Genomic DNA, 10,896 nt, shown 5'->3' on the forward strand with positions numbered 1-10,896 from the left:
GCTCCAGGTCGGCCAGGTCGCGCTCGTTGTAGGTGAGGATCATGGTGCGCATGCCTGCTTTCGAGCGGCTAAACCTGCACGAGGGTGCTGCGGGTTTGATGGGTTGTTTGATCAGCCGTTTGATGCGCTTGGTCAACGCCCTATACGAGCCGCGGTGGCGCACCAGGTCTAAGCGGATGCGCCAGCGTTCGGCGGCGCCTTCGACGGCGAGCAGCTTCTTCTCGATGTGGATGAGTTGGTCGATTGGCACACCGTGCGCTGCTTCGAGGGCGTCGTGTTGTTTGCGGGTGAACTTGGTCGGCCCGAAGTACGTGGCATGCACCCGCGCCAAATCGCGCACCCGGCTGGTGGATAGGCCAGCGGCCATGGCGGTGTCGCGGTCGAAGTCGGCGAGGACGGCTACGCCTGCGGAAACAAAGTCGGTGAAGTTCATGGCCTGCAAGCTATGGCGGCCACACAACCCGAACAAGACCCAAATCAAAATCTGTGGATAACCCCCGCCAGTTGTTGACGCCGCAACACGGTTGTCCACAGCAACGCTAAACGCGGTGGCGCAAGCACGCCACCGCGGTATACGTTGCACAGTTTTAGCGCTTGCGGGCCTTGACTACCCGCTTCGTGGTTTGCTTCGGCTTCGTGGCCTTCTTGGTTGCCTTCTTCTTCGTGGTTTTCTTCGAGGCCTTTTTCTTGGTGGCCTTCTTGCCGCCGCCCTCGGCTTCACGGGCGCGGCGGGCGGAGAGCAGCTCGTTGGCGCGCTGGTCCGTCATGGTTTCCGGGGTGTCGCCGCGCTGCAGGGACGCGTTGGTTTCGCCGTCGGTGACGTACGGGCCGAAGCGGCCGTCCTTGATGGTCATGGGCTTGCCGGAGACGTCGTTGTCGCCGAGCATCTTCAGCGGCGGCTTCGCGGCGGCGCGGCCGCGGCGCTTCGGCTCGGCGTAGATGCGGCGAGCCTCTTCCAGCGTGATGGAGAAGATCTGCTCTTCCGAGGCCAGCGAGCGCGAGTCGGAGCCCTTCTTCAGGTACGGGCCGTAGCGGCCGTTCTGCGCGGTGATCATCTCGCCGTCCGTCGGGTCTTCGCCGACTTCGCGCGGCAAGGACAGCAGCTGCATTGCCTCCTCGAAGGTGACGCTCGACGGCTCCATCGAGGAAAACAGGGACGCGGTGGCGGGCTTGAGCTGCTCGTCGACAAGCTGCGCCATGCGCTTTTCCTTCTGCGCCGCCGCCGTCTTGGTCTCCCAGTTCTTCGCGCGCTTGCCTTCCTCGGCGCGCTGGGCGTCCTCCTCGGCGCGCTCCGCGGCGATGATGTCTTCGGCGCGGGCTTCGGCGGTGGCGCGCTCGTCGTCACGCACAAGCTCGGTGACGTACGGGCCGAAACGCCCCTCCTTCGCCACCACCGTGCGGCCGTTGGCGGGGTTGACGCCGAGTTCGCGGCCGGACTGCGGGGTGGCGAAGAGCTTCTCCGCCATCTCCAGGGTGATTTCGTCCGGGGTGGCGGATTCCGGCAGGTTGGCGCGCTGGTACTCGGGCTCGCCGTCCTTCTCGCCGATCACGCGCTCGATGTAGGGGCCGTAGCGTCCGACGCGGACGACGACGGGGCGGCCTTCGGCATCGTCGAAAAGCTTCAGCGAGTTCGCGGCGCGCGCGTCGATGGATTCGAGGTTGTTCTCGATCATGTGCTTCAGCCCGCCGCGGCGTGCGAGTGCCTGCGCCATGGATTCGCGCGCGTCGGCGTCGCCGAAGTAGAAGCCGGACAGCCACTTGGTGCGGTCCTGGTTGCCGTGGGCGATTTCGTCGAGCTCGTCTTCCATCGACGAGGTGAAGTCGTAGTCCACGAGCGCGTCGAAGTTGTTTTCCAAAAGGCCCACCACGGAGAACGCGACCCAGGACGGCACCAGGGCGTTGCCGCGGACGAAGACGTAGCCGCGGTCCTGGATGGTTTTGATGATCGACGCGTAGGTGGACGGGCGGCCGATGCCGAGCTCTTCCATCTTCTTCACCAGCGAGGCTTCGGTGTAGCGCGCCGGCGGGTTGGTGGAGTGGCCGTCTGCTGTGACCTTATTGGTGGCCAGCTCGTCGCCCTTGGCCAGCTGCGGCAGGCGGGTTTCGTTGGCTTGGCGGTCGGAGTAGGCGCGCAGCCAGCCAGGGAAGGTGACGGTACGGCCAGTGGCGGCGAACTCGCACGCCTCGCCGGCGGCGTCGCCCTGCATGGTGACCTTCATCGAGGTGCCGCGGGCGTCTTGCATCTGGGAGGCGACGGTGCGCGCCCAGATGAGTTCGTAGAGTTTGAACTCCTCGGCGTCCAAGGACCCGGCCAGCTGGCCGGGGGTGGCGAAGCGTTCGCCGGCGGGGCGGATGGCTTCGTGGGCTTCCTGCGAGTTTTTCACCTTGCGGTCGTAGGTGCGCGGCGCGTCGGTGACGTAATTGGCGCCGTAGAGCTCGCGGGCGGCGGTGCGTGCGGCGTCCAGGCCCTGCTTGGACAGCGAGGTGGAGTCTGTACGCATGTAGGTGATGTGGCCGTTTTCGTACAGCCGTTGCGCAATCCGCATGGTGCGTGCGGAGGTGAAGTGCAGCTTGCGCCCGGCTTCCTGCTGCAGCGTGGAGGTCATGAACGGCGCGTACGGTTTGCGCGAGTACGGCTTCTCCTCCACCGCGGTGACGTGCATGGGTGCGGTGCCCAGTGCGTCGGCAAGCGAGTGCGCCTTTTGCTTATCGACGACCACCGCCTCGCCCTTCAGCCGCCCCCGGTCATCGAAGTCGCGGCCCTGGGCGATGCGCTTGCCGTCGAGCGCGACGAGCTTGGCATCAAAGGTCTCGTCCTTGTGCAGCTCCGCGACCAGATCCCAGTACTCCGCCGAGATGAACGCCATGCGTTCGCGCTCGCGCTCGACAATCACGCGGGTGGCCACGGACTGGACGCGGCCGGCGGACAGGCGCGGCATGACCTTTTTCCACAGCACCGGCGAGACTTCGTAGCCGTAGAGGCGGTCGAGGATGCGGCGGGTTTCCTGGGCGTCGACGAGCGCCATGTCCAGCTCGCGGGTGTTTTCGGCGGCTTCGCGGATGGCGGATTCGGTGATCTCGTTGAACACCATGCGCTCCACCGGCACCTTCGGCTTGAGCGTTTCCAGAAGGTGCCAGGCGATGGCTTCGCCTTCGCGGTCCGGGTCTGTTGCGAGCAGAAGTTTGTCGGCTTGCTTGAGCTTGGATTTGAGGTCGGTGACCTTCTTTTTCTTGTCGGCGTCGACGACGTAGATGGGCGTGAAGCCGTCCTCAGGGTTGACGCCAAGTTTGGCCCACGGTTCCTTCTTGTACTTGGCGGGGATGTCGGCGGCGCGGCCGGGCAGGTCGCGGATGTGGCCGACGGAGGCTTCCACAATAAAGTCGTCGCCCAGGTATTTCTGGATCTTCTTCGCCTTCGTCGCGGACTCCACGATCACCAGAGTCTTGCCGCCTTCAGCCACGTTGACTGACACCTCGCTTCGCACAGAGTTATTGCCTAACAGACAACTAGCACACGATTGTGCACCCGGGTAATAGGACTACACTGCTCGGGTGCCCCGGTGCCGTGTACCTCGGGGGCGGAAAGGATGCGTCTTCGTGGTCGATTCCCTCATCGATTTCCTGCACACGCTCATGGCGATGCCGGTGTTTTACCCGCTGGTGACGGTGCTTATTGTCGCGGATGCGCTGGCGCCGGTGGTGCCCTCGGAGACGGTGCTGAATTTGGCGGGCGCGTTTTCCGCCTCCCGCGGGGTGCCGAGTGTGTGGGGCGTGATCGCCGCGGCGATCATCGGCGGGATCATCGGCGACAACATCTGCTTCGCGCTCGGCGGAAAGCTCATTCACCGGGTGGAGGCCTTGGACCCGGAGTCGAAGGCGGGCCAGGCGATCCGCTGGGTGCGCCGGAACATGAACCGCGGCGCGGGCGCGACCATTATCGTCGCGCGTTTCATCCCCTGGGCGCGCTGGGTGGCCACGATTGTGCTGGGGTCGGTGCGCTACAACTGGTTCAAGTTCGTCTTCTTCGACACCATCGGCGTGATCCTGTGGGCGTTCTTGAGCGTCGGCGTCGGCTACCTGGGCGGGCGCATCCTGCAGGACTACCCGCTGCTGGCGATGCTTCTGGGCGTGGTGCTCGGCTCGTCTGTCGGATACCTGATTCAAAAGGGGCAGAACAAGCTGGCCGAGTGGCGTGACGTGCGCCAGGGCGTGAGCAACGTATAAAAAACGGGGCTCCGAGCGGAAGCCCCGTCGATAAGCAAAGAGTGCTTAGAGCGCGCGCACCTGCTGTGCCTGCGGGCCCTTGGCGCCCTCCCCGACCTCGAATTCGACCTGCTGGTTTTCTTCGAGGGTGCGGAAGCCGGAGCCCTGGATTTCGGAGTAGTGGACGAAGACGTCGGAGGAGCCGTCGTCCGGGGCGATGAAGCCGAAGCCCTTTTCGGCGTTGAACCACTTCACGGTACCGGTTGCCATGGTGAAACCTTTCAAAAATTTGCGTAGAGATGTCGTCCACCAGGGCCTAACGGGTCCTGGTGCCCGCGTGCACAATCCTCGCGAGCACCGCTTCGGGCGCACACAAAATCTGTGACCGCCACCCAGTGTGCCATGAAGTGCGAGCCTTAGCACTGGGAACTGGCATACTTTCCGGTGATTATGGTTTCCCCGTTCGGTGCCGAGCTGCTCGGCGCGCTGAAACGCCGCCACCCCGCGGCGACGATTACGCATGTCGAGCACGTCCCCGCACGTCAGGCCCGCTACAGCGAGTGGCCTGGGTGGGTGGAGCCGCGGTTGAAGCAATTGCTTGTCGACGAAGGCTTCGCTTCCCCCTACCTCCACCAAGCCCTGTGCGCAGAGCATGCGTGGCGCGGAGAGGACGTGGTGGTGGCGACGGGGACCTCCTCCGGCAAGTCGTTGGGCTACCAGCTGCCTGTGCTGACTGCGTTGGCGCAGGATCCGACGGCGTGCGCGGTGTATCTGACGCCGACGAAGGCGCTGGGCTCGGACCAGCTGCAGGCCACGCTGCGGATGGTGCAGAACGCGGGCCTGGAGGGCATCCACCCGGCGCCGTACGACGGGGACACGCCGACGGAATCGCGCGCGGGCATTCGGGAACACACGCGCTACGTGTTCACCAACCCGGACATGCTGCACGCCTCTGTGTTGGGCTCGCACGCGCGGTGGGCGCGTCTGCTGCGGCATTTGCAGTACGTGGTGGTGGACGAGTGCCACACCTACCGTGGCGTGTTCGGCGCGAACGTGGCGCTGGTGCTGCGGCGGCTGCTGCGCATCGCCGCCGCCTACGGGTCGTCCCCGACGCTGATTTATGCCTCGGCTACCGCGGCGGACCCGGCGGGCCAGGCGCGCCGTTTGAGCGGGCGCGAGGCCGCGGCCGTGACCGATGACGCCGCCCCGTCCGGCGAGCGCACCATCGTGCTGTGGGAGCCCGGCTTCATCGAGGGTGCCGAAGGCGAGGGTGGGGCGCCGGTGCGCTACCCCGCCACCGCGGAGGCGGCTTCGGTGTCGGCGGAGCTGTTGCTGCAGGGCGCGCGGACGTTGACGTTCGTGCGGTCCCGGCGCGCCGCGGAGACGGTGGCGATGCGCACCCAGGAGTACCTGTCGGCGGCGGGCCGCGCCGATATGGCCGAGCGCGTCGCGCCGTACCGTGCGGGGTATTTGGCGGAGGACCGCCGCGAGCTGGAGCGCCGCCTGGACAACGGTGAGCTGCTGGGGGTGGCGTCCACGAACGCGCTGGAGCTGGGCATCGACGTCGGCGGGCTGGACGCGGTGGTGATGGCGGGGTTTCCGGGCACGGTGGCGTCGTTTCGCCAGCAGGCAGGACGCACGGGCCGGCGCGGGCAGAGCTCGGTGGCGGTGCTGGTGGCGCGCGACGAGCCGATGGACACCTACCTGGTCCACCACCCTTCAGCGCTGCTGGGCACACCGGTGGAAAATTCGGTGTTCGACCCGACCAACCCGTTCATCTTGCGCGGGCATGTGTACTGCGCCGCGGTGGAACGGCCGTTGAGCGAGGCCGATGTCGACGCCTTCGGCGCGCGCGACGTGGTGGACGACCTGACCGCCGCGGGCCTGTTGCGCCGCCGGCCGGCGGGGTGGTTCGCGGTGCCGCAGTTGGACGGCGAGATCACGCCGGAGTCGGCGCACGCCTCGGTGTCGCTGCGCGGCGGTGTGGGCGAGCAGGTGATGATCGTGGACGTCACCGACGGGCGGCTGTTGGGCACCGTGGACGCGGCGCGCGCGATGAGCCAGGTGCACGACGGGGCGGTGTACATCCACCAGGGCGAGTACTTCGTGGTCCAGGCGCTGGACCTGGACGATTACGTGGCACTTGTGGCGCCGGAGCGGCCGGACTATTCCACGCAGGCACGCTCGACGACGGACATCACGATCCTGGGCGAGGCCTCCGCGTTGGTCAACCCCTCGCCGGGGCTGTGGGTGGCCAGCGTGGATGTGGAGGTCATCGACCGGGTCACCGGTTATGTGGTGAGGCTTGCCGACGGCACCGTTAGCGAACACATCCCCCTCGACCTGCCGGAGCAGCGCCTTGTCACCCGCGCGGTGGCGTACACGATCGATCCGATGGTGCTGGACGAGCTGGGCATTACCGCTGGCGAGATCCCCGGCGCCCTGCACGCCGCGGAACACGCCGCGATCGGGCTGCTGCCGCTTTTGGCCACCTGCGACCGCTGGGACATCGGCGGCGTGTCCACCGCGCTGCACCAGGACACAATGCTGCCCACGGTGTTCGTCTACGACGGCCACCCCGGCGGCGCGGGCTTTGCCGACGAGGGCTTCGCCCGCTTCCACGAGTGGATCGAGGCGACCTGGGAGACCGTGCGCTCCTGCGGCTGCGAGGACGGCTGCCCGTCGTGCGTACAGTCGCCGAAGTGCGGCAACGGCAACCAGCCGCTGGACAAGCGCGCCGCGCTGAAGCTGCTCGGCGCGCTGGTGACCATGACGGCTGGTGAAGCACCGAGTAAGGGCTAGCGCTTAGGGCCCAGCGCGGGCAGCGGCCTCCGCCCGGCGGCAGGTGGCTGCCACCACGACGTCGCCCGCGGTGACCTCGCAGGAGACCACGCGCGCGCCGTTGAGCTCCGCGGTGCGGTGGGCCGTGGCGCAGGCGTCGACGCCCCGGTACATCGCGGTCGCGCCGGCCACGGCGGCCAGGTCAGCCGCAACCCGGGCCCGGTGCGTGTCGGCTACGTGCACCCCGAGGGCCACCACCGCCAGCGCGAGCGACACGACTGACGTGATAATGCCGGTGGCGGTGATGGTGGCGGAGCCTTCGTCGGTAAGCAGACGCATCAGAACTCCACCGGGAACACGGCTGTGGCGCGCATGGTGCCGATCGGCGCCGGGACGGAGGCGGCCGCGGTGGCCAGGCCCGCGTTCTCGGTGACGAAGACTTCGCCGCGGGGCGCCGCGTAGTCCACGCCCAGCGCGTGGGCGCGGGCGGCGGCCCCGGCGATGTCCACGGCCGTGATGTAGGCGGCGACGGTGGCGATCCCGCCCACGATCGCGGCTGTGACCACCACGAGAGCCGACAGCGACAGCGCGGTTTCGATGGTGCTCATTAGCCCGGCGTGTTGCTCAGCGCGTCGGTGATGACGCTTTCGATGGCGTTGGTGACGGCGTCGCCGTTGACCACGAGGTAGAGCACCCCGGCAAGGGCCGCGGCCGCGAGGCTGCCAAAGGCATATTCGATGGTGGACATCCCCTGGTCAGAGCGCATTCTTTGCGCCCGGGACGCAGCGTACAGGTAGGTAGCAGTGAGTGCGGAATTGAGGTAACGCATGGGAAAACTCCTTCTAGTTGATCAGTGAGGTGCCGAGGCTGATCACCGCGGGCGCGAGCCCGAGGACGAAAAACGCCGGCAGGAAAAACGCGGTGAGCGGGATGGCGATGAGCACGCCCGCGCGTTCCGCTTTGGCTTTGGCCCGGTCCCCCGCGCCCGCGCGCAGTTGGGCGGCGATGCGCCCGCAGCCTGCGGCCAGCGAGGTCCCGGAGGTGGCGGATAGGGCAACAAGCCCGGCGAGATCCTCGCCGCCCGGCAGGTGGCGGATCTCGGCCCAGGCGCGCTGGGGTTCTACCCCCAGCGCCGTCAGCGAGGCCACGGTGTGCCACGGGCTGCGTGTCCCGTGGGTGTCGGCGACCGCAGCCGCCGCGGTGGCGGCGGGCAGGCCCGCTGAGACGCATGCCGCGAACAGTTCGATGTCGCTGGCGCAGCGCTCCGGGTCGGCCCCTGTGGGGCCGTCGCGGGGCGCCTTCGGCGTGGTTGCGGTGACGCGGCTGCCGGGCCCGGCAGGCGCCACGCACAGAGCCGCTGCGACAAGCAGTGCGGGAACAAGGCCGATCATGCGCTGGCCCCCTCGATGATGCGGCGCGAGACCGTAACCCCGGCGCACACCAGCGCGGTGCCGACAACCAGCAGCACCCCGCCGAGCCCGCCGCCGGTGAGAAACGCCAGCGGTTTCGCACCCATCGCGGTGCCCATGAGCACCCCGGCAATCGGCAGCAGCGCCAGCACCACGGCGGTGGTCTGCGGGCCGGCGAGGGCTGCGCGGGTGGCGTCGCGGTGGCGGTTGGCGTGGTCGATGTCGTCGCGAAGTGCGGCGACCAGCTTCGCTAGCGGCACCCCGCGCGAGACCGACAGGGCCCACAGCGTGCCGAGGCGTTCAAGCTCCGGCACGTGGGTCTCCAGCGTCGCGCCAGAGCGGGCCAGCTGCGTTAAACGGGCAGCTTCTTGCTGCAACGGCGACGGCACCTGCTCGGCGGCACGCGCGAGCGCGTCCGGCATGGCGGCGCCGGCCTGCAGGTTGGTGGACACCGCCCCGAGGTACGTCGCGGCCGCCTCGCAGCGCCGCCGGGCGGCTCTGTCGTCGCGGCGGGCGCGCAGCACGTGCACCAGCGTCGCGCCGGCCATGGCCGCGGCGATGACCAGACTGACGCGGCCGAACACCACCGCGCCGGCGCCTGCGAGCACCACGGTGGCAGGGATGAGGCGGGGCGCGGGGCTTAGGGTGCGCTCAACCACCCGGTACGCGGGCGATGGTGCGGCGACGGCAACTGCGGCTGCAACAAGAACCACGGCGATCATCGGGCCAGCTCCTCGTAGCCGTCGAGGGCGCCGCGCTCGGCGTCCCAGACCACCTTCGCGCGCACCGGCTCGCCCTCAAGCACACCGATCTGCTGTAGGTAGCGGGTGCCGTCGGTGCGGCGTTTGACCACCAGCACCACGTCGATGGCGGCGGCGAGCTGGGCGTGCAGCCCGGCGCGGTCCATCCCGCCGAGTGCGGCGAGCGCCTCGAAGCGGGCGGGCACTTCCTCGATGGAGTTGGCGTGCAGGGTGCCGGCGCCGCCGTCGTGGCCGGTGTTTAACGCGGCGAGCAGGTCGACTACTTCCCCGCCGCGGATCTCGCCGACGACGATGCGGTCCGGGCGCATGCGCAGCGATTGGCGCACCAGGTCCGCAATCGTGATCGCGCCGGCGCCTTCGGCGTTGGCGCCGCGGCTGGTCAGGTTCACCACGTGCGGGTGGTCCGGGGTCAGCTCAAGGGTGTCTTCGATGGCCACGATGCGCTCGGCGGGGTCCACCTCCGCGAGCAGCGCGGACAGCAGCGTGGTCTTGCCGGAGCCGGTGCCGCCGACAACCACGAACGCCTTTCGCTTGGCGACGATCTCCCGCACCAGCGCCGCCCTCTCATCGTCGAGCGCGCCGCGCGCCACTAGATCGTCGAGCGTGGCCGAGGCGGTGCGCAGCACGCGCAGGGAGATGCAGGTGCCTGCCTGGGCGGTCGGGGCGAGCACGGCGTGGAAGCGCAGCAGGGTCCCGTCGTCGCGGGTGACGTGCCCGTCGCAGAATGGCTGCGCGTCGTCCAACCTGCGCCCGCAGCTGACGGCCAGGCGGGTGGCGAGGCGCCGCACGGAGGCTTCCGAGTCGAACGTCAGCTCCGAGCGCGCCAACCCCTGGCCGGTGTCCACGTACACCTCGTCCGGGGCGTTGACGCAGATGTCGGTCACGGCCGGGTCCGCCAGGATGGCTTCTAAGGGGCCGGCGCCCGTGGTGTCGTCGCGAAGCTTGCGCATGATGTCTAACACCCCGATGTCGCTGATCACCACCGCTTCCTCGCGGATGATCGCGGCGACGCGCGCCGGGTCGGGCTGGGCCGGCTCGTCGGCCAGGCGGCGCTTCACGCGGGCGAGTACGTCGTCCATTTAGGCCACCTCCCCCAGCACAGCCTCGGCGGCGCGGTGAAGCGTGCGCGGCAGCTTCGCCGGCAAGCCGGCGTGATCCAGCTGCTTGGTCAACCCCCGGACCTGCTGCACCTGCGCAACCACGGGCGCTTTCGCCGTGTCTTCCACCTGCGCAGCCTCCAGCGACGCCCACGAACTCTGGCGCAGCACCAACGCGTTGGCCACCCCGGCGGCGTTGCACTCGGCGACGACACGGGCGGCGGCAGCGGCGGCGCGCAGCTCCGGACGCAGCAGCACCACCGCGAGGTCGCAGCGGTCCGGCAGTAGCGTGAGCGGTCCATCCACCACTGTCAGCCCTTCCGTGCCGGCGGCGTGCACCACGGCGTTGAGTTCCTCCAGCGTCAGCCGGAACGGGTCCGCCACGGATGTGCGCGGGAACGTCAGCAGCGCGGTGCCGTCGTCGGTGGCGGGCAGCGCCCCGCGCAGCTCCGCGCGCGAGACCGCCCCGCCGGCGGCGAAGCCGATCTCGCCCCAGCGCGCGCCGGGCGTGCTCTCCAGCCCTAGCAGGAGGTCCAGGCCGCCGGAGAGCTGGTGGGCGTCCACCAGCGTGGCCTCCCCCGCCACCCGGCACAGGGCCGCGGCCAGCACCGACGCGCCCGCACCGCCGCACGCGCCGAGCACGGC

Annotated in this window: 10 protein-coding genes and 2 pseudogenes; 2 read left to right on the forward strand and 10 right to left on the reverse strand. The window is 68.9% G+C overall.

From position 1 onward, the window contains the following. Positions 1 to 433, reverse strand: a pseudogene (locus tag HMPREF3151_RS02840) (hypothetical protein); the annotation flags it as partial. A 154-nt stretch (positions 434 to 587) separates the two neighbouring features. After that, positions 588 to 3,461, reverse strand: a complete 2,874-nt coding sequence (gene topA, locus HMPREF3151_RS02845) for a type I DNA topoisomerase (protein WP_070473302.1) — start codon at positions 3,459 to 3,461, stop codon at positions 588 to 590. A 136-nt stretch (positions 3,462 to 3,597) separates the two neighbouring features. Here topA and HMPREF3151_RS02850 point away from each other — a divergent pair, with 136 nt between their 5' ends. Beyond that, complete coding sequence (locus HMPREF3151_RS02850) at positions 3,598 to 4,224, forward strand: DedA family protein (protein WP_070473304.1); 627 nt, start codon at positions 3,598 to 3,600, stop codon at positions 4,222 to 4,224. 45 nt (positions 4,225 to 4,269) lie between these two features. Here the strand turns inward: HMPREF3151_RS02850 and HMPREF3151_RS02855 are convergent, their stop codons facing one another. Beyond that, positions 4,270 to 4,473 (reverse strand): cold-shock protein, encoded by a 204-nt coding sequence (locus tag HMPREF3151_RS02855; RefSeq protein WP_034996968.1) that lies wholly within the window; start codon positions 4,471 to 4,473, stop codon positions 4,270 to 4,272. A gap of 180 nt (positions 4,474 to 4,653) precedes the next feature. Between HMPREF3151_RS02855 and HMPREF3151_RS02860 the strand changes: the two genes are divergently transcribed. Next, positions 4,654 to 7,005 (forward strand): DEAD/DEAH box helicase, encoded by a 2,352-nt coding sequence (locus tag HMPREF3151_RS02860; RefSeq protein ID WP_070473319.1) that lies wholly within the window; start codon positions 4,654 to 4,656, stop codon positions 7,003 to 7,005. Between the two features lie 3 nt (positions 7,006 to 7,008). On the opposite strand, the gene HMPREF3151_RS02865 is transcribed toward HMPREF3151_RS02860, so the two are convergent. The 7 genes and pseudogenes from HMPREF3151_RS02865 to HMPREF3151_RS11965 all read right to left on the reverse strand — a co-directional run. Then, a complete protein-coding gene (locus HMPREF3151_RS02865; protein WP_070473306.1) occupies positions 7,009 to 7,323 on the reverse strand; it encodes an Rv3654c family TadE-like protein in 315 nt (104 codons plus the stop codon). Beyond that, positions 7,323 to 7,592 carry a hypothetical protein gene (locus tag HMPREF3151_RS02870; RefSeq protein ID WP_070473308.1) on the reverse strand — a complete coding sequence of 90 codons (270 nt, stop codon included), beginning with the start codon at positions 7,590 to 7,592 and terminating at the stop codon, positions 7,323 to 7,325. Before HMPREF3151_RS02870 ends, HMPREF3151_RS02865 begins: the two co-directional genes overlap by 1 nt. Further along, the gene (locus HMPREF3151_RS02875; RefSeq protein WP_228496346.1) at positions 7,592 to 7,750 is read right to left on the reverse strand and encodes a DUF4244 domain-containing protein; all 159 of its coding nucleotides are present in this window, start codon (positions 7,748 to 7,750) and stop codon (positions 7,592 to 7,594) included. Before HMPREF3151_RS02875 ends, HMPREF3151_RS02870 begins: the two co-directional genes overlap by 1 nt. A 76-nt stretch (positions 7,751 to 7,826) precedes the next feature. Beyond that, positions 7,827 to 8,375 (reverse strand): type II secretion system F family protein, encoded by a 549-nt coding sequence (locus HMPREF3151_RS02880; RefSeq protein ID WP_070473312.1) that lies wholly within the window; start codon positions 8,373 to 8,375, stop codon positions 7,827 to 7,829. Then, positions 8,372 to 9,115, reverse strand: a complete 744-nt coding sequence (locus HMPREF3151_RS02885; RefSeq protein WP_070473314.1) for a type II secretion system F family protein — start codon at positions 9,113 to 9,115, stop codon at positions 8,372 to 8,374. Before HMPREF3151_RS02885 ends, HMPREF3151_RS02880 begins: the two co-directional genes overlap by 4 nt. Continuing rightward, positions 9,112 to 10,233 carry a TadA family conjugal transfer-associated ATPase gene (locus tag HMPREF3151_RS02890; RefSeq protein ID WP_070473315.1) on the reverse strand — a complete coding sequence of 374 codons (1,122 nt, stop codon included), beginning with the start codon at positions 10,231 to 10,233 and terminating at the stop codon, positions 9,112 to 9,114. The genes HMPREF3151_RS02885 and HMPREF3151_RS02890 overlap by 4 nt, the downstream gene beginning before the upstream one ends. After that, positions 10,234 to 10,896 (reverse strand): annotated as a pseudogene (locus HMPREF3151_RS11965) (hypothetical protein); the annotation flags it as partial. It abuts the gene before it with no gap.

It is taken from the genome of Corynebacterium sp. HMSC05H05 (genome assembly GCF_001807265.1).
In the GTDB taxonomy this organism is placed as follows: domain Bacteria; phylum Actinomycetota; class Actinomycetes; order Mycobacteriales; family Mycobacteriaceae; genus Corynebacterium.